Below are 25,976 nucleotides of genomic sequence, written 5' to 3'. Positions count from 1 at the left end.
GCTGGCCCAGCCCCTGGCCCCTACGGCTGATCCAGCCATACCGAATCAATCTACATAGATACGCTCAACCGAGAAGTCGTTAATTGTGTCTTCAAATCGGTTAAACGTAACGCGCATTTCGTCGTAGGCGCGGGCCGTAGAAACGCCGCCCGGCGTGGGGCACTGCACCTGCAATAGGGTTTGAAACGACCCATATTCTACGTGGGTATACAGCGTTTTTTCGCAAACAGGGCTGATAAACCCTTCGATCGCCAGCTGGTTTAGCGCAGCCACCCCCAGTGGGCTTTGCAGCACAAACTGCCAAACCAGCGCCTCATCCTCTGCGCTAGCCGGTTGCCAGATCTCGGGTAGCGCAGAGCTGGCTTCGCTCTGGGCCAGGTTGCTCCCGGCGGTATCGGCATCGACGGCAGGCATCCAGGCCACACCCACAACCAGTAAGCTGACGCCAGCGGCTAGGCCAGACCACCGCTGCCACAAAGATTGCCTATTCATCATCGTCTCCTTCTATAGCTAACTAACTGTTGCCATTTTAGGGAGCGAGCCTGTGCCTACGACTGGGGGTTACGAGATTTGCAACAGAAAGCCCCCCACCTCAACCAGCAAGTTAAGGCAGGGGGCTACAGCACCTAAAACACAGAACGGCGACCTAGTACTTGACCAACCTGATTGTGACAGGCTCTAACGGTCTAAGGGTGCAGGATACAAGGTGTACGGTTCAAGGACTGCCGTGGACCGTACACCTTACACCGCGCACCCCACCTACGAGAACCCTAATGTTTAGGATTGACGCTGTACTAGGCCTGTTCGGGCACAAACTCTAGGGAAACACCGTTCATACAGTAGCGCTGGCCGGTGGGGGCAGGCCCATCGGGAAACACGTGGCCCAGGTGGCCGCCACAGGTGGCGCAGTGCACCTCAACGCGGGTCATAAAGAAGGAGCGATCGACGGTGGTTGCGATCGCACCCTCGATCGGCGCGTAGAAGCTAGGCCAGCCGGTGCCGCTGTTGAACTTGGTGTCGGAGGTAAACAGCGGTGTGCCGCAGGCTGAGCACTTGAACACGCCGGGTTCATAGATCTTGTCGAGGGGGCTAGACCCGGCCCGCTCGGTGCCGTGCTGACGCAGCACCCGAAACTGCTCGGGGGTGAGCTGTTCGCGCCACTGCTCTTCGGTTTTGTTGACGGTAAATTGCTCGTTGGAGGTTGCCATGGTGTCTACTGATTGGGAATTGACTTGCTTGGAAAAAATTTCGGCGGTGAAGTTATTCAACAGCCAGGTGCCGCCAACCACGGCGGTCCCGGCTTCCAGGAGCTTGCGTCGCTTCATGTCGAGGTCAAACCATCGGTGGGTTAGGTAACGTGAGGCGGGCAATCGCCCAGCGGCTCGTTTTATTTAACTTAACGTATCTGCCCCAGGCAACGCTGATAACCCCGTGAGAATTTGCCCCAAATCCCCTGAACCCTCGGTTCTTTAGTACGCTATGACTATCAGTGATACCCCCAGGGATTGCCGCTCCGCCTCTATGTCAGCTATCGCTTCTGCCCCCTCTAAACGCCGCGATCACACCTGGCCGTTTTGGCCAGTGGTACCGCTTTACCCCTACGGCCAGCGCCCAACGCTGCGGGTCGAGGTGGTCAAAGACACCGTCTGGACCTTTGAGCAGTTTCAGGGCATTTTCTACGTCGTGGTGCCCATTCGCATGACGGTGGTGCGGCTAGAGCCGACGGGTTTGCTGGTGTACTCCCCGGTGGCCCCCACCCCAGAGTGCATCGCCCTGCTGCGTGAGCTAGAGGAGCGCTTCGGTCCGGTTAAGTACATCATTATGTCCACGGTGACGGGCATTGAGCACAAGGTCTTTGTCGGCCCCTTTGCCCGGCGATTTCCCCAGGCCCAGGTCTATGTCACCCCCAACCAGTGGAGCTTCCCGCTCAATCTGCCGCTGCCCTGGCTGGGGCTGCCGCGCGATCGCACCCACATGCTGCCCGCCGACAGCTCCCAGGCTCCCTTTGCCGACCAGGTCGACTACGCCGTGCTGCCCCCTATCGACCTAGGCCTGGGGCCGTTTGGAGAAACCGCCTGCTTTCACCGGGCCAGCCGCACCCTGCTGCTGACCGATGCGATCGTGGCGGTGCCAGAAGAGCCTCCCGCGATCGTGCAAGTCAACCCCTTTCCGCTGTTGTTCCATGCTCGCGACAGCGCCACCGATGCCATTGTCGATACCCCAGCCAATCGACGCAAGGGATGGCAGCGCATTGCCCTGTTTGCCTTTTACTTTTGCCCCAGCACGCTAGAGGTGGCAACCACTGGGGAGATGTTGAAAGAGGCCAAGCAGGCACCCGTGCGATCGCGCCAGCACTACTTTGGTTTTTACCCCTTTCGCTGGCGGCCCGACTGGCCCCAGTCGTTTCAGGCCCTGCACAACCACGGTCAGCTCCAGGTGGCCCCCATTCTGCAAACGCTGATCTTTAACCGTGGCCCCCAGGACGTTCTAGACTGGGCCAAAAGGGTGGCTAGCTGGCAGTTTGAGCGCATCATTCCAGCCCACTTGGCAGCGCCCATCAGCGCGACTCCAGAGCAGTTTTTGGCGGCGTTCCAGTTCTTGTACGCCGGGCCGGTCGCAGAGGCCAATCAAAGCCTGCCCAATGCCGATTTCGGCCTGCTACGCCAAATCGAGGGGCTCCTGCTAAGCCGAGGTATTTCTCGTCCGCGCCAGCCCGCGCCCGCGATTGATAAAAAACCTAGCGACAAAAAAGCAGAGGCTTAAACGGCCTCTGCAAAAGAAAACTTAGGGACGTTAGGGGCGGTGCTGTTGCCCGACCAAACCTACTCGACCATAGCTTCCATCTGGGCAGAAATTTTCTCCTTAATGTCCTCAAGGCTGGGCATAAACTCTTTCTTTTTTTCAAAGCCCAGCTTTATTTTTTCGGCAATTTCGTCTGGGGTGGGAGACATGTCAGACCCCGTCGCGTCGGGGGCGAAGGAGGCTTTACTCTCCATACCGGCCTTGATGCGCGCAGCGATTTCGTCGGGAGTCGGCATAAACATGTCTTTCTTATTTAGAAAGACCTCTTTCTTCTGCTCGGGCGTGAGGGCTGCAAACAAATTCCCCTTGGGGACGGTTTTCAAGGTGGCGGCCAGCTCGGTTTTTTGCTCCGTGGTCAGCGCCATTGTCTTAAATGCTTTGCGCAGGCTGGAGCCGTTTTGAACGGCCTGCTCAAACTTCTCTCGCTGTTCGGGGAAAAGAATACTTTCAATTTGGGGCACGTACTTAGAGCGTAGCTCCTCAACTAGAGTTTCCTGCTCCGTGGTCAAATCAACATTTTCAAAGAGCGGCAGCGCAAATGGAAACGGCTTAGCGCTAACCGGGCTAGCGATCAGGGTTACTGACAATAGCGTACACAGCAATGGGCATAGCGCAGCAGCTAAAAGCTTTCGTAACATGCTGAAACAATCTCCGTACTAGTAAATACAACGCTGGGGCAAGCATGAGCTGTGCCCGCCATTAAATAAGTCTGGAGTAAAGCGACTAGCGATCTTCAGCAACACGCTTAAAATGCTCTGAGAAGGCTATAACTGCCATAAACGATATCACAATCACCGGAATGACCAGACTCCACCAGGTTTCAGAAATTAACACAAAGTAAGTAGCCCCCAAGCCTCCCAGAGCAAAACCTACCAGAATGGGCAAAATACGACCCATTCGCTCAACCGATTCAGCGGCTGCTAGGGCCGCTTTTTCATCCCCGGCAGGGGCAAACTTGGAGACGGCCACCTGCACCAAATCAATGGTGAGCTGGGTTGTGTTGCCGGTCATGACGGTGGTAGGAATGTAGCTTTTGAACACCCCTTTTGCCTCTTTCATTAGAGCATTTTGAATCGCCATCGCAATCACCCCCGCAATGCCAATTGGCAGAATGTATTCCTCCTGGATATTGAACATTAACGCCGGGGAAAGGTTGACTCCCACAATCAAAAAAACAGTCAGGGCGATCGCCTCAGCCGTTAGCAAAACTGCGAATACAGGCCAGTTTTTCTTGCGGGCGTACCGCGCCAGCAGAGATGTGCCTGCCACCGCCACCATAAAAGCCGGAAACATTAACAGGTGAGTAATGGTGGATTCCTCATCGGACTGCACAAACTCGTACCCAGCCAGGGCAATATTGCCGGTCACGTGAGCAGTAAAAATGCCAAACAAAATAATAAAGGCCGAGGTATCTACAAAGCCCGCCACCCAGCTCAGCATAAACCCGGCTGGGCCATCGCTGAGCAGGTAGCCGCCAAGGCTAAACTCAGATTTAGTCGGAGAACTCGCAACCATGGTAACTATCTAAACTGTGCAGCGGTAACACAACAAAGTTCTAACTCTAGGGCTATCATGGGCCGTTGCCTGCCCGCCGTCGGTAGCAGACATAACGGTATTACCTCTTGCCATAGTCAGCTTTGGGAGTAATGATCTTAATTGCCTGGTACAGGCGGCTGTCGGTTGTAAACGCGATCGCCGCAGCCTCTTCCCCGTTGGGCTGAGCCGTCGGTAGAACTAGCTGAGGTACCTGGCTGGGGTCGCTAAACTCAGCGGCGCTGCCCCAGTGGGTTAGGAGGGCAATGTGCGGCGCATCGATACCCCTGAGCAAAATGGCGGTGCGCGGAGCGGGGTAAAGTTGGGGAATGGTTGCCAGAGCCGCCTGGGCCGCCGCCATCAGGCTGGTCTGCTGCTCAGGGGTGTTGGTGGCAAAGTCGCTGATCTGCACCAGAGCCGTGCTGCCCGGAATTGCCGACACCATACCCGGCGGCGATACCGCTTGGTCAATGGTAAACACGGTGGTCAGACTGGGGGCTCCTAGGCTGACGCTTGCTTTGCCCTGGCCTTCATCTTTGTAGCCGCTGGAGCCACCCTCGACGTACTGTTCGTAGTACTTTTTGTAGTCTTTGCTGTCGCCACCGCCATCGCCGCTGATCAGTGAGCTTTGAAAGGCGTCGTAGCTAGCCTGGTCGGCCCACTGGCTCAGCTCTAGCGCCCGCAACCCATCCACGCTAGAGAAAAGCGCCAGCCCGTAGAAGCCGGGAATGGTTTTGTAGAACGGCTTGGTAGTTTTGTAGAACGATTTGACCGCGTCGACCTGGGTCGTGGGGTCAGTTTCGTAAATTGAGAGCACTGCGATCGCACCCTCACCAGCCTTAAAGACCAGAGGCTCAGCGACCTTGTCAGCCCACGTTGGGGCACCGGGCAGCAGCAATAGGCCCAGCAGGCAGGCTTCCAGTAGTGCTTTCAAACCTTTGGTCATGAATCTTGAAAACCTTTCAGAATCTTTCTTAAAACCTTCTAAGAAGCGGCCGGGCGCAGTTTAGGATCCTGATGACCGACTTAACACCCCATCCTATATGGCAGAGGCAGGGGTGTTTTGTTAGCGTCCACACCGTTTTTAATATCTTTTGAAGGCATAAATTTAGAGCACACCCTCCCTAGGGAAGATTTTTGGCCTACACGCCATCCTGCATCAGACAGAGTTATGACGTCCTGTGCTCTTAACTACAGAACACACCAGGTCTTTACTTCTATAACATCCTAGAGCATTTGTATACAGTACACCGTATTCAGGCCGTGGTCTTGAGTATCGGCTCTTTTGTCTTGAAAAGGAGGTTAGCTGCCAGGAGGGAAAATTAGCGGGTTTGCTTAAGTTCGGTTAAGCACGGCTGCAAAGCCCTTTCATTTGTATCTCAGTGAACAAACAAACGCATTTTTGGTTGTAATTCTTTGTTAGGTCGCAAAGCCCAGCATTTTGCATTTTACAAAAACAATTTGGGAGGGTACATGGCACAGGCAGACCGCGAAAGCACCATCGCGCAGGAGATGGACGGCGACAGAATTAGTTTTCAGTCTGAATTGATCTACGGTTTGAACGATAAGCCGCCGGTTGGAGAATCCATTTTTGTGGCCATTCAGCACGTGCTGGCGTCCTTTGTCGGCATTATTACTCCAGGGCTGTTGATCTGTGGGGCCCTGGGGGTAAGCCCTGCCGACACCGGCATTATTGTTAGCATGTCCTTGTTTGCCAGCGGCATCTGTACATTCATTCAGTGTCGCCGGTTTGGACCAGTTGGGTCTGGTCTGCTGAGCCTGCAGGGCACCAGCTTTGCGTTTTTAGGGCCAGTAATTGGCGTCGGTACGGCAGCGATCGCCAGCGGCAGCACCCCTGAGCAGGCGCTGGCGCTAATTTTTGGCGTTTGCTTTTTTGGCTCCGCGATTGAGATCATTCTGAGCCGATTTTTGCACCTGCTGCAGCAGATTATTACTCCGGTAGTGACCGGTACGGTGGTCATGATCATTGGCCTTAGCCTGATCAAGACCGGCTTCTTTAGCCTGGCGGGCGGTGCCCCTGCGATCGCGAGTGAGACCTTTGGCAGTACCCAAAACCTGGCTTTGGGCGGTCTCGTTTTGGCAATTGTAGTATCCCTCACCCTGTCGCAAAACCGCTTCTTGCGCATGGGGGCGATCGCCATTGGTCTGGTGGTCGGCTACGTGATCGCGATCGTTTTGGGCCTGGTTGACTTTAGCTCCCTCAGCACCCTGCCGCTGATTCGTCTACCGCTGCCCCTGCGCTACGGCCTAGACTTTAACTTCGCAGCCTTTGCACCCTTTGTTATTCTCTACGTCATCACCGCTATTGAAACCATTGGCGACCTGACGGCGACCTCGGCGGTGTCGGGCGAACCGGTTTCTGGCCCGCTCTACTTCCGACGCATCAAGGGCGGGGTGCTGGGTGACGGGGTCAACTCGGCCATTGCGGCGGTGTTCAATACTTTCCCCAACACCACCTTTAGCCAAAACAACGGCGTGATTCAAATGACTGGGGTCGGCAGCCGCTATGTGGGTTTCTACGTGGCGGGTATCTTCGCCATCCTGGGCCTGATTCCCATTGTTGGCGGTGTTTTTCAGGTCATTCCGCAGTCGGTTCTAGGCGGAGCCACGCTGGTTATGTTTGGCTCGATCGCGACAGCAGGCCTAAACATTGTGGCCTCTACCGGGCTCGATCGCCGCTCTGCCGTGATTGTGGCGGTCTCTTTGGCACTGGGGCTGGGGGTGGTCTACTCCCCCGATATCTTTGCCGATAAACCCGCCCTAATCAAAAACGTGTTTTCCTCGGGTATTTCTACCGGTGGTCTAACGGCTATTCTGCTGAACATTTTGCTGCCTGGGCGGCCCAGAGTAGCAACGAAAACCAGCCCAGAGCTTTCTGAGGCCTAGGGAATGTTTCGTTCTGTCATCAAAGGGGCTTTCAAACTGCTTTGGTGACAGAAACCATAATTTTTTTGGATTCTGCGCCGAATGGCGGTGAATCACCGAGCCGCTGTGGGTAGCCAGCGTCGGCTTTACCAAACCGATGGCGCACCCGATGGCGTCTCAGTTGTGGACGAGTTTGAGAGGTCGGCGACGGCAGGGCAGACCGGGTGAACTGGAGAATTGCCTGGTTTTTTGACTCCGTTTCTCATCACCTTGGAGCTTTTGGGCCTAAAGGTTTTGACGGTTTTCCGCCCAAATAGTTCCCAAGGGCCGACGAACGTGTGGATGTGTTTAGGTGTGAGGAAAATTGATGGTGAACGTTCTGTTTGGGCGGGCTGCGGCGCGCCTCTGTTTGGAGAGCTGCGGGCGCAGTTTGGTGGCGACTGCGGTGCTGCTGCTGTCAGCGACGGCGGCGATCGCCGGTGAGCCTGCGGCTGAACCGCTGGAAAGCAGTGAGGCGGCGATCGCCGCTGCTTTTGAACCTGTCGCGTTCGAGAATGCGGGAGAGGCAGATGCAGGGCTAGCGATTGCTGAAACTGCGCCCCACGCTCCCGATACGGCAGGTGCTCTGCTGGCGGCTGACCCCCTGCCAGCGATCGAGCCGAGTGCCACCGGCATGTTTCGAGTTGACGATCTCGAAGCCAGTTTAGCCGACGACGCCACGGTACAGCCGGTAGCCGCTGACGGCCTGGCTCAGGTCACCCAGGTCAGCGATTTTTCAGACGTGCTGCCCTCCGACTGGGCCTTCCAGGCGCTGAGCAACCTGGTCGAAAGCTACGGCTGCATTCAGGGCTACCCCGACAGCACCTTCTGGGGGCAGCGATCCCTCACCCGGTTTGAGTTTGCCGCTGGCCTCAATGCTTGCCTAGATGTCATTGTCAGCACCCTGGGCACGGGCGTTTCAGAGGAGGATCTAGCTGTCATCCGCCGCCTTCAGGAAGAGTTTGCCGCTGAACTGGCCTCCCTGGGTGGTCGAGTCGATCAGCTAGAGGCCGAAACGGCAGAACTGCGAGCCCAGCAGTTTTCCACCGTCACCAAGCTGCGGGGTCAGGTATTTTCTAACATCGGCGGCGGCTTCTCCAATGGCAACGTGCTGGCCGAAACCGGCACGCGGGTGGGCGGTGTACCGGCAACACGCACCGTGGTTGGCGACCCCGGTATTACCGTCGCCAACTATCTCTGGCTCAACCTAGACACCTCCTTCAGCGGGGCCGATCGCCTCAAGCTCCAGCTGGTCAGCGGCAGCGGCACCGGCGTCGGCAACTTTTGGACCTCATCGGGGCTGTTTAATACCTTTGGCACCCCTATTCAGTTTCAGGGCGGGGTGCCCGGCAACAACTTCGATGTCTATATCCGCGAGCTGAGCTACGCCTTTCCGGTGGGCAACAGCATTACCGTCGACGTTGGCCCCCGCGTCAACTGGTACAGCTACTTCGACAACAACCGCTACACCTTCTTTTTAACCGGAGCCAACAGCTTTAACTCCAGCGGCGGCACCCAGGTCAACGCCGTAGACCGGGGCACAGGGGCGATCGCTGTGTGGAATGTGACCGACTGGCTCGATGTGCGGGTGGGCTACCTGGCAGAAAACACCGAGTTTATCGGCGGGAACAAGGCCCCCAGCGACCCCAGCATTGGCCTGTTTGGCGGCACCAGCACCCTCACGGGGCAGGTTGGGATCAGGCCCTTCAACAACTTCAACCTGCGATTTTTGTACACCCGCTCTAACCTGACCCCCGACGCCCTGGGCCGAGTCGGCGGCACCTTTGGTGAACCGATCTATGGTCTGGCCGACGATGGGGCTGGCGGAGCGCTGACCAACGCCCCCGCCGACACCTTTTTGGTGAACTTCGACTGGACACCGCTGAACTGGCTCGGTCTATTTGGCCGCTACACCTACGGCAGCGTTGACCTGACCTCGGCCACTACCCGTGCCTCCCTGGGCAGCATCGATGCTCAATCCTTTCAGTTTGGCGTGGCCTTCCCCAACCTGTTTAAGGAAGGGGCGCAGGCGACGATCTCCTACCTGGTGCCCTTTAGCGTCATCAGCGGTCGTCAGTTTCTGGTTTCCGGCGGGGGCAACGGCGGTCGTCAGCAGGAGCTAGAGCTGGTCTACCGCTATCCGGTGAACCGAAACCTCTACCTTATGCCCTCCGCCATCTGGATTATGGACGCCAACAATTTCAGCACCAATCCTGATATTTTCATCTTCAATATGCAGGCGCAGCTTCTCTTCTAAGCTTCGCCGTGCTGCTAAAGATAGAGCCTTCAACAGACAGTAAACCGTGCCTTTGCCCCATCAATTAACTGGTGGGGCTTTTTTTAGTCTTTAGCCATTGCCGGCATTTTGCGGGCAATCACCACCAGCTGATCGCTGTCGGCCAGTCGGTAGTTGGCGGGAGGGTTGACCAGGGTGCGGCGCTTGGGTTGACTCACCTCGACGGCGATAGGCAGCGCATCTTGCCGGTGTTTCATGCGGTCTACGGCTTGCCAAAACGGTAAATCGACTCAGCTGGGGGGCACCGGAACTTTGTAAATTTGGTTGCCCACCTGCACCGTCAGCAGTTCTGCCAGCACCTCCACAGACCCCTGGGCGCGGGCCGAGGTGGCAATAATGTGGCTGGTGATTTCGTCGGCCACGATCACATCGTCTACACCAGCGGCCTTGAGCTCGATGTCGTTGATGCGATCGAGCATCTGGGCACAGGTATAGATCGCCGGGTTGAGTTTTTCAATGGTGAGGGCGGCTAGCACCGTGCGGGCGTCGATGTCTTAATCGCTGCGCGATCGCTACCACCGCCCAGCATACCCAAGGCCAGCCCGGCTAGCTGCCCAGGCGCAACAGAAATGCTTTGATATCCAAACTCTCAGCGCTATTCCACGAAGTCTGTGGCAATATCGATATCTAGCGAAACATCGTCTACCGTGACGTAGAGCTGGTTGGGCCGACAGCACACCTGGCAATCTTCAATGTAGGTCTGGGTCAGCCCAGCGGAGAGATCGACAAACGTGGTGTTAGGCTCGCCGCAAAAGGCACAGATATACTCAGCGGTAGATTGCATAGACAGCAGGAAGATCGCGGTTGGGTAGGAACATTTGAATTAGCGGGCCGTCTTCACATTCAGAGGTAATCTTTGAGCGATCGCGGGCCTTATCGGCCTAACTAACCTATCATTCCCGCTGTCTCTGTGCCCGCTTCACGAACAAGGCACCCCTATAACCTCAATTCCGTTTCTGGAGATTGTGATGAAAGTAAGTCACCTAGCGGCTCTAACCTTAGCGGTAATGCCCGTCGGCACTCTGGCTCAGGCCCCTATTACCCAGGCGCAGCTGTTTGTGTCGTCGCCCATTCAAGCGGTGACCCCCAACAGCGAAACGCTCTATCTCAACACCAATGCCACCGTCGAGCAAACCCTGCGGGTGGGGGCAGCCACCAGCCTAAACGGCCGCAGTATTCCAGCGGGTGCGATCGTTCGCGGTCGGTTTGAGCCTGCCGAGGGCGGGGTGCGCTACGTCGCTACCGCCGTTGAAGTCGGCAACCAGGTCTACCCCGTCAACGCCGCCTCTGAGCTGCTGCGCGACATCAAAGACCCCAGGGAAACCAGCACTGGGGCTATTCTGACCGATGCCGGCATTGGGGCCGCAGGCGGGGCTGCCGTTGGCGGCATTCTCAGCGGTCGGGTATCCATCGGCAGTATTCTTGGTGGGGCTGCGGCTGGGGCCATCATTGGCAACACGACCGCCCAGCGGGTGGTCGTAGTTGAGCCCAACCAAACCCTGACGCTGAAGACCCAGTAGTTTCGAAACCTGCTGACTTCGACTCCGCTCAGTCAGCGGGTTTCGACTCCGCTCAACTATCGGGTTTTGACGGTGCTCGACTGCCGGGTTTGGCTCAACCGGCAAGAGATAGTGCCACTATCCCATCGATTTAGGCTTTAGGGTAGCGGCATTTGGCGTCGATATCGGCCAGCTCTGCCTCGATCGCGCGGGTGCTGATTGCAATTTCGTAGAGCGAGGTCAGCAGCGAAGCTACCAGCAGCAGCAGGCTCAGGCCAAACAGGGCTTCCGCCAGCCGCTGCTGGTTGATAAACAACCCCAGCATGGACAGGGTGCAAACAATAAAACTCGACACTCCCAGCGCCTGCATCAGACGAATCAGGGCGATGCGCTGGCGCAGATTTGAGATCTGGCGCTGCACCATGCTTTGAAAATAGTCGCGCTCAGAGCTGTGCAGTTGACGAATGAGCTGAGCCAGCACCAAAAAGCGGTTGGTGTAGGCCAGCAGCAGCAGCGAAATAGCTGGAAACAGCAGGGCCGGAGTCGTAAGTTCCATAACAACCAAAAAGAGAGGACATCCCCATGGATATCCTCTCTTAGTTAGGCCAGACAGATGAAGTTAAACCGGCAAGCCAGACAACCACATCAAGATAGCTTGACGTAGCGGTTATGCGGTGGTGGCGACTTCGCGGTTAGCGGCGGTCAGGCGCTCATAGGTGGCGCGCATTTTGAGACCCACCAGCACCTGGAACAGGCCGCTACCGTTGGTAGAACCGGGGTACTCGCGGTGCTTGAGCAGCAGCTCGGTCATTTCGCCGTAGTACTTGGTAGAGGTGTTGCTGAGATGGCTCTCGATGTAGATCATCTCCTCAAGGCGATCGAACTGACCGTCCACCTCTAGCACCGACACCTCGTGCCCGTAATAGGAGTCGGGACCGTAGTGCATGCGAATGCCCGGGTAGGAGCAGGTGAGCTTGCGCCCGCAGGGAATCCAGTCGATGGTGGAACCTTCATCAAACAGGTAGACGGGGTCGAAGCCCTCAATACCTTCGCGCTGCATGAGGCGCACCCGCAGCACCTTCTTCTCCTCATCGTTGGGAATTAGCTGGGTGGGCAGGATTTGAATCACTACGTCGGCATACTGCTTTTGAATGTCGATATAGGCTTCGAAGTCGGGGCGACGGGCATTGATGGAGGCCAGCACGTCTTCGTAGGTGTGGCCACGCTCGGCCATATCGCGCTGAATTTTCCAGGCGATTTTGACTTCATCGCTGATGTCGAGGTAGACGCTGAAGTCAAGCAGCTCACGCACGCGCTCGTCGTAGAGGGGGTGTAGTCCTTCGATTACGACAATGCGGTTGGGGTCGACCCGCTCGGGGGGGTCGAGTTCGCCGGTTTCGTGGTTGTAAATGGGCTTATCAATGCTCTTGCCTTCTTTCAGCGCTTTGATCTGCTCATACATGAGGTCAAAGTTGTTGGCCTCAGGGTTGAGGGCGGTAACGCCAGCCGCCTTGCGCTGCTTGCGATCGAGGCTGTGATAGTCATCTAGGCAGATGACGGTCATGAATTCAGCGCCGAACAAATCGCTCAGTCGTCGTAGAAACGTAGACTTGCCGCATCCAGAGTCGCCGGCGACACCAATTAGAACTACTTTGTCTGGCTTGCTGATCATAAGTTCCCTCTAAACAACCTTCTATAAAAATAGAACCCAGCGTTGCAACATAGCAAAGGATTCACCAACCCCAGAGGTGGCTCTGGCCTGGTTCTCACACCCCATGCTCTAGGGCGATCGCCCCAAGCGGCACATTACCTGTAAATGTCGCGGTCGTGAAGCCCAAGCGGCTTGACCAGAGAAGCTAGCCTTCCCCCTAGGGGCCAAGCACCGTCGCCCATGCAGCTAAAACTAAAAAGCTCCTAGCCTAAGCGTCGACACTTCCTACCCTCCCTAAACCAGCTAAACCGCCAATGGCATGGAGCCGGCCCAGCGGATAAGTATTTCTACCGCGATTAGGTTCATCCTATCAGAAGCCAGTATCCTTCACAACAGTTTTTAGCGGGGGATCGGCTGAGCAGCAGCAGCTGAGGGTTTTAGCCTGAAGAGAGATTTTTAGATTAACTTAACGCTCACTGCTGCAAAGAACACAATCTTTCCCGCAGGATGTTATTAGAGTGCAACCATTCACTGGGGCATTGGCTGGATGCGGAGCTAAATGCAGGCCCCCGGTCTGCTATATCTCTCAACCCTCAGTATTACACCGTCTTACAGTGATACCCTAAGCTAAAAGCATTTCTGATGTCACCGTCTCTGGGTTGGCCCTATGGCTGGTCGAGCAGGCGCATTAGAAGGTATGCGACGGGTCATGACGGTGTGCCTCCGTCGCACTTAGTTGGGTCTAGAGAGTCACTGAATTTTAGATATGTACAATCCAAGTGTGAGCGGCGGCAACGCCAGTACTGTGGCCGGAAGCCGTTTGTTTTTATACGAGGTGCAGGGCCTGCGTCAAAACGCAGAAACCGACCAGATGAATAACCCCATTCGCAAGAGTGGCAGTGTTTTCATCACAGTGCCCTACGACCGTATGAACCAGGAAATGCAGCGCATTACCCGCATGGGCGGCAAGATTGTCAGCATTCGACCCATTGAAGAGGTGGGTACCGTTAACGCTGCTGAGCCTACGCCCATTACGGCTCCCGTGGTTGCGCCCGCCGAAGCTGCTGCCCCAGCAGAGACCGCGCCAACCCAAACTAACAACAAGCCCATGACTCAAGCCGCACCCAAGGCCGCTGCCAGCGTGCCCATTAACCTCTACAAGCCCAACAGCCCCTACGTCGGCAAGGTGTTGTCGAATGAGCCGCTAGTTCGAGAAGGCGGAACGGGTATTGTGCAGCACATTACCTTTGATCTGTCTCAGGGCGACCTGCACTACGTGGAAGGCCAAAGTATTGGCATTATTCCCGATGGCACCGACGACAAGGGCAAGCCCCACAAGCTGCGCCTGTACTCCATTGCTTCAACTCGCCACGGCGACCACATGGACGATAAAACCGTGTCGCTCTGTGTGCGCCAGCTCGAGTACAAGCACCCTGAGTCGGGCGAAACTGTCTACGGCACCTGCTCAACGTTTCTGTGTGGCATTGAGCCTGGGGCCGATGTGAAAATCACCGGGCCAGTCGGTAAAGAGATGCTGCTGCCCGACGACCCGGAGGCCACTATTATCATGCTGGCGACGGGCACCGGTATTGCCCCCTTCCGCGCCTACCTGTGGCGCATGTTTAAGGAAGCTGAGCGCCAGAAGAACCCTGAATACCAGTTCAAGGGCCTGGCCTGGCTGATCTTTGGCGTAGCCTATACCGGCAATGTCCTCTACAAAGAGGAGCTGGAGCAGATGCAGGAGCAGTACCCTGACAACCTTAAGCTCACCTACGCTATCAGCCGTGAGCAGCAAAATGCTGAGGGGGGCCGCATGTACATTCAGCACCGGGTAGGCGAACACGCCGCTGAACTGTGGGAGCTGATGCAGAAGCCCAATACCCACACCTACATGTGTGGTCTAAAAGGGATGGAAGACGGTATCGATGATGCGATGTCGTCTGAAGCCACCAAGCACGGCGTTGACTGGATCGAGTTCCGCAAGCAGATGAAGAAAGAGCACCGCTGGCACGTGGAAACCTACTAGGTCGCGCGCTAGGCAAAAAAAAGAAGGGCCAATTCGGTCCTTCTTTTTTTTGCCTAGCAGCAATCCCTTTACAATTGGGCATGGCGATCGCGGTTAAGGAAGTCAGGCTATGCGTGTCGGTTTGCTGGGGCTGGGAACGGTGGGGTCGGGAACGGCCAAGATTTTGCTCGACCCGGCCCATCGCCACCCGCTGGTGGGGCAGATAGAGCTGGCTAGAGTGGGCGTGCGGAGTTTGGATAAGCCGCGATCGGTGGCGATTGAGGGCGATCGCCTCACCACTGACCTAGAGAGCATTGTGGCTGACCCCACCATCGACGCGGTGGTAGAGGTGATGGGGGGGCTGGAACCGGCGCGATCGCTGATACTCAAGGCGATCGCCCACGGCAAGCATGTGGTGACGGCCAACAAGGCGGTAATCGCCCGCTACGGCGATGAGATTTTTACCGCCGCTAATCAGGCGGGGGTGTACGTGCTGCTGGAGGCGGCGGTTGCGGGCGGCATTCCGGTGATTCAGCCGCTGAAGCAGGCGCTGGGGGTGAACCGCATTCGGGCGGTGACGGGGATTATCAACGGCACCACCAACTATATCCTCACTCGCATGCAGCGGGAGGGGGGCGACTTTGAGCCAATTTTGGCCGATGCCCAGCGGTTGGGCTACGCGGAGGCCGACCCCACGGCGGATGTGGACGGGCTGGACGCCGCCGACAAAATTGCGATTCTGGCGTCGCTGGCTTTTGGGGGGCGCATTAAGCTGTCGGAGGTGTACAGCGAGGGCATTCGCCAGGTGACGGCGGCGGATATTGCCTACGCTGAGCGGCTGGGGTTTGTGATTAAGCTGCTGGCGATCGCCCGCCGCGACGGCGAGTTTGACGAAACCTCAGAGCAAGCGATGGATCAGCTGCAGCTGCGAGTGCATCCGACGCTGGTGCCGGTAGCCCACCCGCTGGCTTCGGTGAACGATGTGTATAACGCGATTCTGATTGAGGGAGAGCCGATTGGGCAGGTGATGTTTTTTGGGCCGGGGGCGGGGGAAGGACCGACGGCCAGTGCGGTGGTGTCTGATCTGCTGAACCTGGCGGCGAACCTGCGGGCGGGGACGACGCCTCAAGCGACCAACCCGCTGCTGGCCTGTAGTCATCAGCACTACTGCAAGGTCAGCCCGATGGCGGATATTGTCAGCCGCTTTTATGTGCGGCTGCTGGCGGAGGATGCGCCAGGGGTGATTGGTAAGCTGGGCACCTGTTTTGGTCGTCACCAGGTGAGTTTGGAGTCGATTGTGCAGATTGGGCAGCACGAGACGCGGGCGGAGATTGTGATTGTGAGTCACGAGGTGACGGAGGCGAATTTTCAGACGGCGCTGAATGAGCTGCGGGAGTATGGGGAGATCCACAGCGTGGCGAGCGTGCTGCGGGTGCTGTAGGGTGCATTCGCGGCCAGACCCTACCTAGGAGCGTTGTTCAAGATTTAAGGGCCGCAATGCACCGCCTACGGTGTCGGGTATCTTGCTGGCTGAGCGGTGCACAATTGGGGGCAAAAGCCAAATCTACTGCTGGGGCCATTTCGCTGGCCCCAGACCCCCATCGAGCAGGACGTTCCGTCGTCCTGCACCTCACGGAAAGGATTGACCGATCATCGGTTTAAACGTCTGTTTTGCAAATTGACCGATTGGCAGCTTTGATGCAATGAACTGGCTGATCGTAGGGTGGGCAATGCCCACCTTCTACATTACGACGGTGGTCATTCTGACTTGGGGCAAATCCAAAATCGCCAATCCAAAATCCAAAACCGATCTTGGGTTGGTTACACTATTAGCCTTTGCAGTTAGGGCATCTATGGCCAGTATTCAAGCAGCAAGGCACCCGCTACAACGGCTGTTGCGCTACGGGCGCAACTACCGGCCGCAGATTTGGGGTGCGATCGCCAATTCCATTCTCAACACCATCTTTGACCTGGCTCCGCCCTACCTGATTGGTATTGCCATTGATGTGGTGACAAACACCGAAAACTCGCTGATTGCCCAGGTGGGGATCACCAGCATTGCGGGGCAGCTGGGGGTGTTGTCGGCGCTGACGTTTTTGATCTGGAGTCTGGAGTCGCTGAGCGAGTATATCTATGCCTGGCTGTGGCGCAACCTGGCCCAGAACCTCCAGCATGACCTGCGCGTTGACACCTATAGCCACCTGCAAGCGCAAGATCTCAGCTACTTTGAAGACCGCAGCACAGGCGGTCTGCTGTCGATTCTTAACGACGACATCAACCAGCTGGAGCGGTTTTTGAATACTGGGGCGCACAACCTACTGCGGTTTTTTACCACAGTGATTTGGGTGGGGGCGACGTTTTTGATCTTGGCCCCAGAGGTGTCGTGGATGGCGATGCTGCCGATTCCCTTTGTGCTGGGGGGGTCGATCGCGTTTCAGCGGCGGCTGGCTCCGCGCTACGCCCAGGTGCGCGACAAGGCGGGGCTGATCAGCGGGCGGTTGGCCAACAACCTATCGGGCATTGCCACCATCAAGAGCTTTACGGCGGAGGGGTACGAGCGCGATCGCGTCTCCCAGGATAGCGATGCCTACCGCCGCAGCAACCGCCGGGCGATCGCCCTCAGTGCCGCCTTTGTGCCGCTAATTCGCATTGTAATTCTGGTGGGCTTTACCGCCATGCTGTATTTGGGTGGTATGGCGGTGGCCAACGGCAGTCTGTCGGCAGGTACCTACGGCTTTTTGGTATTTATTGTGCAGCGGCTGCTGTGGCCCTTTACCCAGCTGAGCGAAATTATGGATGAGTACCAGCGGGCGATGGCTTCGGTGCGCCGAGTGCTGGGCCTGCTGGATGAGCCGATTGAGCTGGTGCCGGGGCGCAATCCGCTGCCGGTGGAGCAAGTGAAGGGCGACGTGCGCTACGAGAATGTCAGCTTTGCCTACGCCAGTCGCCAGCCGGTGCTGAAAAATCTGTCGCTGCACATCCCTGCCGGGCAGAGTATTGGTGTGGTGGGAGCTACCGGCTCGGGCAAGAGCACCCTGGTCAAGCTGCTGTTGCGCTTTTATCAGCCTCAGCAGGGCCGCATTTTGGTTGATGGCCAAGAGATTCAAGACCTGCTGCCCCAGGATCTGCGCCGCTGTATCGGCCTGGTCAGCCAGGACGTGTTTTTGTTTTCGGGCACCGTGGCCGAGAATATCGCCTACGGCAGCTTTGACGCCACCCCCGACGAAATTCTTCACGCCGCTAAGCTGGCGGAGGCCCACGAGTTTATCGTTCAAATGCCCGAGGGCTACAACACCATTGTGGGCGAGCGGGGGCAGAAGCTCTCGGGGGGACAGCGGCAGCGCCTGGCGATCGCCCGCGCCATTCTCAAAGACCCGCCCATCTTAGTGCTGGATGAGGCCACCTCAGCGGTAGATAACGAGACCGAGGCAGCGATCCAGCGATCGCTGGCGGTAATTACCCAGGGCCGGACTACGCTGGCGATCGCTCACCGCCTCTCCACCATTCGCCACTGCCACTGCATCTACGTAATGGCCTACGGCGAGATCGTTGAGCGGGGCCGCCATGAGGAGTTGCTAGAAATGAACGGCATCTACGCCAGCCTATGGCGGGTGCAGTCGGGCTTGAGATAGGGCATTACAACTCGTGGGCCAGCGTCATGGTCTGCATTTTCGCCAGCACGGGGTCAAGCTCAGACGATTCTTCGGAATAGACCTGATTCAGCTGTTGCAGCCTTTGCTTCCGGCTGTATTTCTTTAAATATGCCTGGAGGGATTTGCTCTATAAATAGCCGTCCCTTCGACTTCGCTCAGGGATCGGCTATCGCTGTTTTTATCGTTGGGGGTGCCGCGCTAGCGGCATGGACGATTGGTATACAACTCACTGCGCGACACCCCCAACTGCTGAGCGATTGCCGCCGCCTCAAACACCCCATCAGGAATTGACATAGCTGTCTTCATCCCGGCTGCCCCTAGAACGGCTACCCTGGCCATACCTCCACGGTTGTACCACAGGGCAAACGCATACTCGGCGAGTAGGGATACTAATGGATAAGTTTGACATCGAGGCTATCCATGTCCCCTTCAGTGCCACCGACCGATTCACTGTTAAGCCACTTTGGGGGTCTAGAGGATCCTCTAGACCCCCAAAGTGGCTTAACAGTGAATCGGTCGGTGGCACTGAAGGGGACATGGATAGCCTCGATGTCAAACTTATCCATTAGTATCCCTACTCGCCGAGTATGCGTTTGCCCTGCCCGCTAGGTTGTTCAAACCTTGACAAGTATTGAAAAATGTTAAATTGGTACATGCGTTGTCACCAAGCCCCCAGACATGCCCAAATCGGACGCTTCTGCTAAGAAAACCGCCGCCGCTAAAAAAGGCCAAGCGTCCAGCAAGGATGGTGCTCATTCTCAAAATGGCAACAGCGCCCGAACCGATAGCTCCACCCCAGGTCTGGCCCACCACCACGCCGCCATCGACGACAATGTGATTCGCATTCGCGGGGCGCGCCAGCACAACCTCAAGAACCTGGATCTAGAGATTCCCCGCAATCAGCTGATTGTGTTTACGGGGGTGTCGGGATCGGGCAAGTCGTCTTTGGCCTTTGACACCATTTTTGCCGAGGGGCAGCGCCGCTACGTGGAGTCACTCAGCGCCTACGCCCGCCAGTTTTTAGGCCAGGTGGATAAGCCTGATGTGGATGCGATCGAGGGGCTGAGCCCGGCCATTTCCATCGACCAAAAATCGACCTCCCACAACCCCCGCTCCACCGTGGGCACGGTTACTGAGATCTATGACTACCTGCGTTTGCTCTACGGGCGGGCGGGCGACCCTCACTGCCCCCACTGCGATCGCAGCATTTCCCCCCAGTCCATCGACCAGATGATCGATCGGATTATGGAACTGCCCGATCGCACCCGCTTCCAGATTCTCGCCCCGGTGGTGCGGGGCAAAAAGGGCACCCACAAAAAGCTGCTCTCCAGCCTGGCTTCCGAGGGCTTTGTGCGGGTGCGGGTGAATGGGGAGCTGCGGGAGCTGACTGACAATATCGAGCTGGACAAAAACTACAGCCACAATGTCGAGGTGGTGGTCGATCGCCTGGTTAAAAAAGAAGGGCTGGAGGACCGACTGGCCGATTCGCTGCGTACCTGTCTGAAGCGATCGGAGGGGATCGCGGTAATTGAGATCTTGTCGGACAAGCCCCAAACCGCCGAGGCCCCGGCTCCCGGCAGCAATGTGGTGTCAATCTCAGATCGTCTGCCCCAGGCGGCTGAGGCCGAGGGCAGCTACGGGTTGCCCAAAGAGCTTGTCTTTTCGGAAAACTTCGCCTGCCCCGAGCACGGTGCAGTCATGGAAGAGCTGTCGCCCCGGCTGTTCTCCTTTAACTCGCCCTACGGGGCCTGCCCCAACTGCCACGGCTTAGGCAGCCTGCGGACGTTTTCCGCCGAGCTGGTGGTGCCGGATCCATCCTTGCCGGTGTATGCTGCGATCGCCCCCTGGTCAGAGAAAGACAACACCTACTACTTCTCCCTGCTCTACAGCGTCGGCCAGGCCTTCGGCTTTGAAATCCAGAGCCGCTGGGACCAGCTCACCCCCGAGCAGCAGCACATTGTGCTCCACGGCAGCGATGAGAAAATCTACATTGAGTCCGACTCGCGCTACCGCGATCGCAAGGGCTACCACCGCCAGTACGAGGGCGTGCTGCCCATCCTCGATCGCCAGTACAAAGACAGCACCTCCGAGCTGCACAAGCAAAAGCTCGAAAAGTACCTGATCGACCAGACCTGCGAGGTCTGCCGGGGCACCCGACTCAAACCCGAGTCCAACGCGGTACGCATTGGCCCTCACTCGATCAGCGACCTCACCAACGTCTCCATTCGCGAGTGCCTCAAGCGCATTCGCATTTTGGTAGGCGAAGAGGTGGTGGGCGAAGAGGGCAATTCGCCTAAGCTCTCGGCCCGGCAGCTCCAGATCGGGGCGCTGGTACTGCGCGAAATTCGCGCCCGCCTCCAGTTCATGATGGATGTCGGCCTCGACTACCTCACCCTGCACCGCACGGCGATGACCCTCTCCGGTGGCGAGGCCCAGCGCATTCGCCTGGCCACCCAGATTGGCTCGGGCCTCACGGGCGTACTCTACGTGCTCGACGAGCCCAGCATTGGTCTGCACCAGCGCGACAACGATCGCCTGCTCAACACCCTCACCCGCCTGCGCGACCTGGGCAATACTCTGATCGTGGTCGAGCACGACGAAGACACGATTAGGGCCGCCGATCACTTAGTCGATATTGGTCCTGGAGCGGGTATTCACGGCGGGGCGATCGTCGCCGAGGGCGATCTCAAAACCCTGATGACCGCCAAGGATTCCCTCACCGGGGCCTACCTATCGGGGCGAGTTTCTATCCCTACCCCAGGGTCGCGGCGACCGGGCAACGGGCGATCGCTAACCCTCAAAAATGCCCACCGCAACAACCTCAAGCACCTGGATATCGACATTCCCTTGGGGGCGCTAGTGTGCGTTACTGGCGTCTCGGGTTCTGGCAAATCGACCCTGATCAACGAGCTTCTCTACCCCGCGCTGCAGCACCACTTTGGCAGCAAGGTACCCTTCCCCAAGCACATGGACAAGCTCGACGGGCTGAAGGCGCTGGACAAAGTAATTGTGATCGACCAGTCGCCGATTGGCCGCACACCCCGCTCTAACCCCGCCACCTACACCGGCGTGTTCGACGTGATCCGCAACTTGTTCACCGAAACCATCGAGGCCAAGGCGCGGGGCTACAAGGCGGGCCAGTTTTCTTTCAATGTTAAGGGCGGGCGCTGCGAGGCCTGCGGCGGCCAGGGCGTCAACGTCATTGAGATGAACTTTTTGCCCGACGTGTACGTGCAGTGCGAGGTGTGCAAGGGGGCGCGCTACAACCGCGACACCCTGCAGGTCACCTACAAGGGCAAAAATATCTCCGACGTGCTGAACATGACCGCCGAAGAAGCCCTGGCCTTTTTCGAGAATATTCCCCAGGCCGCCAGCCGCCTGCAAACGATGGTGGACGTGGGCCTGGGCTACATTCGCCTGGGGCAGACCGCCCCCACCCTCTCCGGTGGCGAGGCCCAGCGCATGAAGCTGGCCTCAGAGCTGGCCCGCCGCTCGACCGGCAAAACCCTGTACCTGATCGATGAGCCGACCACGGGGCTGTCGTTCTACGACGTGCACAAGCTGCTGGACGTGGTGCAGCGCCTGGTGGATAAGGGCAACTCGGTGCTCACCATTGAGCACAACCTAGATGTAATTCGCTGCTCTGACTGGATCATTGACCTGGGCCCGGAAGGGGGCGATCGCGGCGGCGAGCTAATCGCGGTGGGCACACCCGAAGAGGTGGCTCAGGTGCCCGGCTCCTACACCGGCAAGTACCTGGCCAAGGTGCTAGAGCAGCACCCTGCTGTGGATAAAGCGGCATCGGTATCTTAGGCAACACCGACTAGGAGACACCTGCACCCATAGACGGCCATGGAACCGCGAGATCTCATCAAGCTTTGGGTTGATACGTTTAACCGTCACGATGCGGATGGTTTAGCAGCTTTCTACAGCGACGATGCCGTTAACCATCAAGTCGCCAATGTGCCCGTTGTTGGTCGCGATGCCATTCGCGACATGTTTTCGGCGGAGTTTGCCCAGGCCGACATGGTCTGCATCGTTGAGCAAATTTTCCAGGACGGGGAGTGGGCAATTCTCGAATGGCGCGATCCTTTGGGTCTACAAGGATGTGGCTTTTTTCACATTCTGGACGGAAAAATCGTCTTTCAGCGCGGCTATTGGGACAAGCTGACGTTTTTGCGTCTCAACGGATTGCCCCTGCCAGCGTTCCCTCATGGGGGATAGAGGCCCAACTTTTCCCAGTGAACCCAACGGAATTTCTCAAACAAAAGAGCAGGGGCGATCGCCCCTGCCTTTTTTCTTCATTTAATTAGGTTTGAGAGAAATTCAGCTCTTCCCTAAAAGCCAGCGTCCGAATCTGTCCAGGTTTCGCAGGGTTCGAGGCTGCAGCTGGCCATTACCACCTCAATCAAGAAATCGCCCTCGTAGGGGGCCACCACCACGGGCACAGCATCGACCAGGGTGTCTGAGGCTACCAGTTCACCCGTAGCAGCATCGTAAAGAAACATATCCAGGTCGGCACAGTCGTTATCGCAGGCGGCAAAGACGGCCTCATCGGCTAGCAGGTAACCGTCGTAGGTAATGGTTTCGCCGTGGTGCAGCCAGTCTACGCGAGATTGCGCCTGGGCAATGGTGGCCGTCGTCGCAACGGCGATCGCGCCCAAGGCCACCGTTGCCGTCATCTTCACTCCAAACTTAGCCATGATTTCGTGCTCCAATGTGATAAAAAATGCAGGTCAGCGCCCGGCCTGTGACCAGCGATTGACCTCACCCCTAGACTGCCCTAGTGGTATCTAATACAACACTAGGTTTTGCCAGCTCTACGGATACTTCAACCAATGATTAAGTAATTTGCACCAGCACCCAGTCGCGCACCTGGCCCAGGCGAATCGTTTCGGCGGGTAGCGTCCCTAGGTCTGGAACGGCAACCCAGGCGTAGCTACCCGGCGCTAGGGCTTGCCAATTGTCGGTCGCGACACCAGGTTGAGGCGTATAGAAGGTGATCAACACCGCGTCTTCATCACCCAGGCTGATACTGTTGACAATGGCGTGAACTGGGTTATTGGCCACGATTTCTTGAAGGGGAGGCGTAGTTAGCGCTAGCTTGACATCGGGGTTGTAGTTGCCCCATAGGCCCGTAGCGTAGAGTAGCGCGATCGCCAGCCACGGCCCCAGCAGCCAGCCGGCCTGCCACAGCGGGGCTGAGTCAGCCTGCCGCGACTGGGTTCTAGAGCGCCAGTNAACCCCTRSSRKCANYAGCNNCANYCSASYYCMRCCKCNWYCGYCACYANNSAKSGTWGMRCCAMAGCCNSMWYYAMMCSWWTSSWCWGNSKSWWGSANGCNNAKSGCKRCKWYMMCCGCMSCSRCYAGCACGGCCCCAATCCCGGCGAGAACCCAGGTCAAGCCCGCCACCAGCCGCCGTCGTCGTCCCGTGCGGTAGACCGTTCCTAGGGTTCTTAGGGTGAGAGCCGCTAGCAGCGCCACAAAGGGCAGCAGTTGCAGCGGATAGTACCAGGTGCGGGTTTTAAAGAGGGCTAGCAGGGTAAACAGCACCAGCGGATACCCCAACCACAGCGCCTTGCGCGGGTAGGGTGACTGCCACCCCAGCCACAGCCCCGGCACCGCCAGCAGCGGCCAGGGAAAAGCATTGAGGGGAATGTTCCAAAAATAGTAGAGGGGGCCAACGTTGTGAAAGTCTTCCTGGGCCAGGTTGGCCAGCAGGCCAAAGGTGCGCTCCAGCGGCAGGGTGCCATAGCGCTGCACGCTGAGGGCTATCCAGGCGATCGCGGGCACCATGCCCGCCACCAGGCCCAGATAGAGGCCTGGATTCAGCAGGTGACGGTGGCGACGGTGCTCCAGCACCAGGTACGGCCCCAGGGCCATCACCACCGGAATCACCATAATGCTCTTGAGCATAAAGCCCAGGCCCACCGTGCTGCCCGCCAAAAACCCCCAACCCCACCGCCTAGGCTGAGTTTCGGCCTGTAGCAGCGCCCAGATGCCCAGCAGCTCCAGCGCCGTTAGGGGTACATCTTGAATGGCCAGCCGCGAGGCCTGCATCCAGATCGGGGTGGCCGCCAGAATGGCCGCGCCCCAGAGGGCGATCGCCGGGGTCAAACACCGCAGGCCGATCGCATAGGTGAGCATGACCGCGCCCCAAGAGGCGATCGCCCCCGGCAGCCGCGCCGACCACTCACTCACCCCAAACAGCTTGTAAGAAGCGGCAATCAGCCACTGGATGCCCATCATGCGATCGTGCACTGGGGCACCCCACCACGGCTGGGTGATCCAGTCGCCGGTTTCCACAATCCACCGGGCCTGCTGGGCGTACCAGCCCTCGTCGTGGGGCATCAGGCTTTGCAGCGGGCTGCGCAACAGCAGCAGAATGCCCACCCACAGGCTCAGCCCCAGGTAGGGAGCAAGGGAGGATTTGCTGGGGCTAAATCGTTGGGCGGCGGGGCTAGAGGACAATGGCATGGCGAATCTGGTGCTTTATTACGAAGAAGACCTGGGAGTGAAGGGCCAGAGGTAGGTGGTGGGCATTGCCCACCCTACTATAGATAGAGGCATTAGGAGGGCTGGGTTAGTCCAGTGGGTTAGTCAACCGCTTTGGCTAGTAGAGATAAGCGCCTATGATGGTGCCTAGCCCCAAGCTCAAGGGAGAGGCAGACGACGGAATGGCGCTGGAAAGCATCGATCGACACAATCAAAAAAATCTCAAAAATGCCGACGCCTGGAAAAAGAAACCGGCTCTGCGGGCCATTTACAAAGCCTTTCACCAAACTATCGCCCGCCATCTGGCCCCGCTGCCCCAGCCCACCGTTGAGCTAGGGTCTGGAGTTGCCGATATTCAGCGGGTGATCCCCGGCTGCATTCGCACCGATATTTTTCCTAACCCCTGGATCGATCGGGTTGAGAATGCCTACGCCCTCTCATTTGCCTCCGGTAGCCTCTCAAATCTGATCCTTTTTGACGTGTTTCACCACCTGCGCTACCCCGGCACTGCCCTGCAGGAGTTCGATCGCGTGCTGGCCCCCGGTGGCCGGGTAATTTTGTTTGAGCCCTGCGCTAGCCTGCTGGGCCTGCTGGTCTACGGCGCGCTCCACCCCGAACCCCTGGCCCTAAACCAGCCCATTCAGTGGCACGCTCCTCAAGGGTGGAAACCGACCCAAATCGACTACTACGCTGCCCAGGGCAACGCCAGCCGCCTGTTTCTAAAGTCCGGCAAGCAAGACTTACACGGGTTTCGCGTCGTCACCACCCAGCGCTACGCCGCCTTGTCCTACGTCGCCTCCGGCGGCTACTCTAAGCCCCAGCTCTACCCCACCGCCTGGCTGCCGCTGATGACCGCAATCGATCGCCTCTGCGACCACCTGCCCCAAATCTTCGCCACCCGCCTACTCGTCGTCCTAGAGAAAGCCACCTGACCCCCTCGCACCCTTGCCCTAAATCCTGGTTGCCTAACCCCCAACTGGTTCAGGGCAAACAACCGTTTGCCCCTACGGGATACCTATGTTGATCCAGGGTTTTTGGAGTTCGGACTTGCTCTATAAATAGCCATCCCTTCGACTTCGCTCAGGGACCGGCTGTGGCTGTTTTTATCGTTGGGGGT

The 25,976-nt window shown here is 57.7% G+C and carries 22 protein-coding genes and 2 pseudogenes; 11 read left to right on the top strand and 13 right to left on the bottom strand.

The features are described from left to right. Window positions 1–45: 45 nt before the first annotated feature. Both IQ265_RS26140 and msrB read right to left on the bottom strand, forming a co-directional pair. Window positions 46–492 (bottom strand): hypothetical protein, encoded by a 447-nt coding sequence (locus tag IQ265_RS26140; protein WP_194059052.1) that lies wholly within the window; start codon window positions 490–492, stop codon window positions 46–48. Between the two features lie 302 nt (window positions 493–794). Then, a complete protein-coding gene (gene msrB, locus IQ265_RS26135; RefSeq protein WP_194059115.1) occupies window positions 795–1,325 on the bottom strand; it encodes a peptide-methionine (R)-S-oxide reductase MsrB in 531 nt (176 codons plus the stop codon). 196 nt (window positions 1,326–1,521) lie between these two features. On the opposite strand from msrB, the gene IQ265_RS26130 reads away from it, so the two are divergent. Further along, window positions 1,522–2,763: a DUF4336 domain-containing protein gene (locus IQ265_RS26130; RefSeq protein WP_194059050.1), complete on the top strand. Its 1,242-nt coding sequence runs from the start codon at window positions 1,522–1,524 to the stop codon at window positions 2,761–2,763. A gap of 59 nt (window positions 2,764–2,822) precedes the next feature. Here the strand turns inward: IQ265_RS26130 and IQ265_RS26125 are convergent, their stop codons facing one another. The 3 genes from IQ265_RS26125 to IQ265_RS26115 all read right to left on the bottom strand — a co-directional run bounded on the left by IQ265_RS26125 (window position 2,823) and on the right by IQ265_RS26115 (window position 5,281). Then, window positions 2,823–3,263 carry a hypothetical protein gene (locus tag IQ265_RS26125; protein WP_194059048.1) on the bottom strand — a complete coding sequence of 147 codons (441 nt, stop codon included), beginning with the start codon at window positions 3,261–3,263 and terminating at the stop codon, window positions 2,823–2,825. Between the two features lie 262 nt (window positions 3,264–3,525). After that, on the bottom strand, window positions 3,526–4,317 hold the full coding sequence (locus IQ265_RS26120) for a YoaK family protein (RefSeq protein WP_194059046.1): 792 nt from the start codon (window positions 4,315–4,317) through the stop codon (window positions 3,526–3,528). Window positions 4,318–4,417: 100 nt separating this feature from the next. Then, window positions 4,418–5,281, bottom strand: a complete 864-nt coding sequence (locus tag IQ265_RS26115) for a hypothetical protein (protein WP_194059044.1) — start codon at window positions 5,279–5,281, stop codon at window positions 4,418–4,420. A 527-nt stretch (window positions 5,282–5,808) separates the two neighbouring features. Between IQ265_RS26115 and IQ265_RS26110 the strand changes: the two genes are divergently transcribed. From IQ265_RS26110 to IQ265_RS26105, 3 genes are all read left to right on the top strand, one after another. Next, complete coding sequence (locus IQ265_RS26110) at window positions 5,809–7,242, top strand: nucleobase:cation symporter-2 family protein (RefSeq protein WP_194059042.1); 1,434 nt, start codon at window positions 5,809–5,811, stop codon at window positions 7,240–7,242. 81 nt (window positions 7,243–7,323) lie between these two features. Further along, complete coding sequence (locus IQ265_RS29760; protein ID WP_255524003.1) at window positions 7,324–7,449, top strand: hypothetical protein; 126 nt, start codon at window positions 7,324–7,326, stop codon at window positions 7,447–7,449. Window positions 7,450–7,588: 139 nt separating this feature from the next. Then, a complete protein-coding gene (locus tag IQ265_RS26105) occupies window positions 7,589–9,517 on the top strand; it encodes an iron uptake porin (RefSeq protein ID WP_194059040.1) in 1,929 nt (642 codons plus the stop codon). A gap of 83 nt (window positions 9,518–9,600) precedes the next feature. Here the strand turns inward: IQ265_RS26105 and IQ265_RS26100 are convergent, their stop codons facing one another. The 3 genes from IQ265_RS26100 to IQ265_RS26090 all read right to left on the bottom strand — a co-directional run bounded on the left by IQ265_RS26100 (window position 9,601) and on the right by IQ265_RS26090 (window position 10,340). Then, a complete protein-coding gene (locus IQ265_RS26100; RefSeq protein WP_194059038.1) occupies window positions 9,601–9,753 on the bottom strand; it encodes a hypothetical protein in 153 nt (50 codons plus the stop codon). Between the two features lie 33 nt (window positions 9,754–9,786). Then, window positions 9,787–10,032, bottom strand: a complete 246-nt coding sequence (locus tag IQ265_RS26095; protein ID WP_194059036.1) for a hypothetical protein — start codon at window positions 10,030–10,032, stop codon at window positions 9,787–9,789. A gap of 119 nt (window positions 10,033–10,151) precedes the next feature. Next, window positions 10,152–10,340 (bottom strand): CPXCG motif-containing cysteine-rich protein, encoded by a 189-nt coding sequence (locus IQ265_RS26090; protein WP_106868614.1) that lies wholly within the window; start codon window positions 10,338–10,340, stop codon window positions 10,152–10,154. 184 nt (window positions 10,341–10,524) lie between these two features. On the opposite strand from IQ265_RS26090, the gene IQ265_RS26085 reads away from it, so the two are divergent. Beyond that, window positions 10,525–11,076 carry a hypothetical protein gene (locus IQ265_RS26085; RefSeq protein ID WP_194059034.1) on the top strand — a complete coding sequence of 184 codons (552 nt, stop codon included), beginning with the start codon at window positions 10,525–10,527 and terminating at the stop codon, window positions 11,074–11,076. A 130-nt stretch (window positions 11,077–11,206) separates the two neighbouring features. Here IQ265_RS26085 and IQ265_RS26080 read toward each other — a convergent pair whose 3' ends face one another. Further along, window positions 11,207–11,611 (bottom strand): DUF2721 domain-containing protein, encoded by a 405-nt coding sequence (locus IQ265_RS26080; RefSeq protein ID WP_194059032.1) that lies wholly within the window; start codon window positions 11,609–11,611, stop codon window positions 11,207–11,209. A gap of 111 nt (window positions 11,612–11,722) precedes the next feature. Further along, a complete protein-coding gene (locus tag IQ265_RS26075) occupies window positions 11,723–12,727 on the bottom strand; it encodes a phosphoribulokinase (protein ID WP_194059030.1) in 1,005 nt (334 codons plus the stop codon). A 745-nt stretch (window positions 12,728–13,472) separates the two neighbouring features. Here IQ265_RS26075 and petH point away from each other — a divergent pair. The 3 genes from petH to IQ265_RS26060 all read left to right on the top strand — a co-directional run bounded on the left by petH (window position 13,473) and on the right by IQ265_RS26060 (window position 18,343). Next, a complete protein-coding gene (gene petH / locus IQ265_RS26070; protein ID WP_194059028.1) occupies window positions 13,473–14,732 on the top strand; it encodes a ferredoxin--NADP reductase in 1,260 nt (419 codons plus the stop codon). Between the two features lie 109 nt (window positions 14,733–14,841). Continuing rightward, a complete protein-coding gene (locus IQ265_RS26065) occupies window positions 14,842–16,152 on the top strand; it encodes a homoserine dehydrogenase (RefSeq protein WP_194059026.1) in 1,311 nt (436 codons plus the stop codon). A gap of 412 nt (window positions 16,153–16,564) precedes the next feature. Continuing rightward, the gene (locus tag IQ265_RS26060) at window positions 16,565–18,343 is read left to right on the top strand and encodes an ABC transporter ATP-binding protein (protein WP_194059024.1); all 1,779 of its coding nucleotides are present in this window, start codon (window positions 16,565–16,567) and stop codon (window positions 18,341–18,343) included. Window positions 18,344–18,347: 4 nt separating this feature from the next. On the opposite strand, the pseudogene IQ265_RS30415 reads toward IQ265_RS26060, so the two are convergent. After that, a pseudogene (locus tag IQ265_RS30415) lies at window positions 18,348–18,670 on the bottom strand (hypothetical protein). A gap of 372 nt (window positions 18,671–19,042) precedes the next feature. Between IQ265_RS30415 and uvrA the strand changes: the two are divergent. Together uvrA and IQ265_RS26045 are read left to right on the top strand one after the other, a co-directional pair. Then, window positions 19,043–22,177: an excinuclease ABC subunit UvrA gene (gene uvrA, locus IQ265_RS26050; RefSeq protein ID WP_194059022.1), complete on the top strand. Its 3,135-nt coding sequence runs from the start codon at window positions 19,043–19,045 to the stop codon at window positions 22,175–22,177. 39 nt (window positions 22,178–22,216) lie between these two features. Further along, on the top strand, window positions 22,217–22,588 hold the full coding sequence (locus IQ265_RS26045) for a nuclear transport factor 2 family protein (RefSeq protein ID WP_194059020.1): 372 nt from the start codon (window positions 22,217–22,219) through the stop codon (window positions 22,586–22,588). 113 nt (window positions 22,589–22,701) lie between these two features. Here IQ265_RS26045 and IQ265_RS26040 read toward each other — a convergent pair whose 3' ends face one another. Both IQ265_RS26040 and IQ265_RS26035 read right to left on the bottom strand, forming a co-directional pair. After that, a complete protein-coding gene (locus IQ265_RS26040; protein WP_194059018.1) occupies window positions 22,702–23,067 on the bottom strand; it encodes a hypothetical protein in 366 nt (121 codons plus the stop codon). A gap of 139 nt (window positions 23,068–23,206) precedes the next feature. Then, a pseudogene (locus tag IQ265_RS26035) lies at window positions 23,207–24,841 on the bottom strand (glycosyltransferase family 39 protein). A 155-nt stretch (window positions 24,842–24,996) separates the two neighbouring features. Here IQ265_RS26035 and IQ265_RS26030 point away from each other — a divergent pair. Continuing rightward, on the top strand, window positions 24,997–25,791 hold the full coding sequence (locus IQ265_RS26030) for a methyltransferase domain-containing protein (protein WP_228038527.1): 795 nt from the start codon (window positions 24,997–24,999) through the stop codon (window positions 25,789–25,791). Window positions 25,792–25,976 lie beyond the last annotated feature (185 nt).

The organism is Nodosilinea sp. LEGE 06152 (genome assembly GCF_015207525.1).
In the GTDB taxonomy this organism is placed as follows: Bacteria; Cyanobacteriota; Cyanobacteriia; order Phormidesmidales; family Phormidesmidaceae; genus Nodosilinea.
Note: the sequence above shows the minus strand (reverse complement) of the source record. Positions and strands in the feature narration are given on the sequence as shown.

Excerpts from the sequence above, each read along its gene's own strand:
- IQ265_RS26060 (WP_194059024.1), top strand. The coding sequence starts at position 16,565 with ATGGCCAGTATTCAAGCAGCAAGGCACCCGCTACAACGGCTGTTGCGC.
- IQ265_RS26040 (WP_194059018.1), bottom strand. The coding sequence starts at position 23,067 with ATGGCTAAGTTTGGAGTGAAGATGACGGCAACGGTGGCCTTGGGCGCG.
- IQ265_RS26075 (WP_194059030.1), bottom strand. The coding sequence starts at position 12,727 with ATGATCAGCAAGCCAGACAAAGTAGTTCTAATTGGTGTCGCCGGCGAC.
- IQ265_RS26105 (WP_194059040.1), top strand. The coding sequence starts at position 7,589 with ATGGTGAACGTTCTGTTTGGGCGGGCTGCGGCGCGCCTCTGTTTGGAG.
- IQ265_RS26140 (WP_194059052.1), bottom strand. The coding sequence starts at position 492 with ATGAATAGGCAATCTTTGTGGCAGCGGTGGTCTGGCCTAGCCGCTGGC.
- IQ265_RS26045 (WP_194059020.1), top strand. The coding sequence starts at position 22,217 with ATGGAACCGCGAGATCTCATCAAGCTTTGGGTTGATACGTTTAACCGT.
- IQ265_RS26120 (WP_194059046.1), bottom strand. The coding sequence starts at position 4,317 with ATGGTTGCGAGTTCTCCGACTAAATCTGAGTTTAGCCTTGGCGGCTAC.
- IQ265_RS26080 (WP_194059032.1), bottom strand. The coding sequence starts at position 11,611 with ATGGAACTTACGACTCCGGCCCTGCTGTTTCCAGCTATTTCGCTGCTG.
- IQ265_RS26110 (WP_194059042.1), top strand. The coding sequence starts at position 5,809 with ATGGCACAGGCAGACCGCGAAAGCACCATCGCGCAGGAGATGGACGGC.
- IQ265_RS26115 (WP_194059044.1), bottom strand. The coding sequence starts at position 5,281 with ATGACCAAAGGTTTGAAAGCACTACTGGAAGCCTGCCTGCTGGGCCTA.
- uvrA (WP_194059022.1), top strand. The coding sequence starts at position 19,043 with ATGCCCAAATCGGACGCTTCTGCTAAGAAAACCGCCGCCGCTAAAAAA.
- petH (WP_194059028.1), top strand. The coding sequence starts at position 13,473 with ATGTACAATCCAAGTGTGAGCGGCGGCAACGCCAGTACTGTGGCCGGA.
- IQ265_RS26065 (WP_194059026.1), top strand. The coding sequence starts at position 14,842 with ATGCGTGTCGGTTTGCTGGGGCTGGGAACGGTGGGGTCGGGAACGGCC.
- IQ265_RS26130 (WP_194059050.1), top strand. The coding sequence starts at position 1,522 with ATGTCAGCTATCGCTTCTGCCCCCTCTAAACGCCGCGATCACACCTGG.
- IQ265_RS29760 (WP_255524003.1), top strand. The coding sequence starts at position 7,324 with ATGGCGGTGAATCACCGAGCCGCTGTGGGTAGCCAGCGTCGGCTTTAC.
- IQ265_RS26100 (WP_194059038.1), bottom strand. The coding sequence starts at position 9,753 with ATGAAACACCGGCAAGATGCGCTGCCTATCGCCGTCGAGGTGAGTCAA.
- IQ265_RS26030 (WP_228038527.1), top strand. The coding sequence starts at position 24,997 with ATGATGGTGCCTAGCCCCAAGCTCAAGGGAGAGGCAGACGACGGAATG.
- msrB (WP_194059115.1), bottom strand. The coding sequence starts at position 1,325 with ATGAAGCGACGCAAGCTCCTGGAAGCCGGGACCGCCGTGGTTGGCGGC.
- IQ265_RS26090 (WP_106868614.1), bottom strand. The coding sequence starts at position 10,340 with ATGCAATCTACCGCTGAGTATATCTGTGCCTTTTGCGGCGAGCCTAAC.
- IQ265_RS26085 (WP_194059034.1), top strand. The coding sequence starts at position 10,525 with ATGAAAGTAAGTCACCTAGCGGCTCTAACCTTAGCGGTAATGCCCGTC.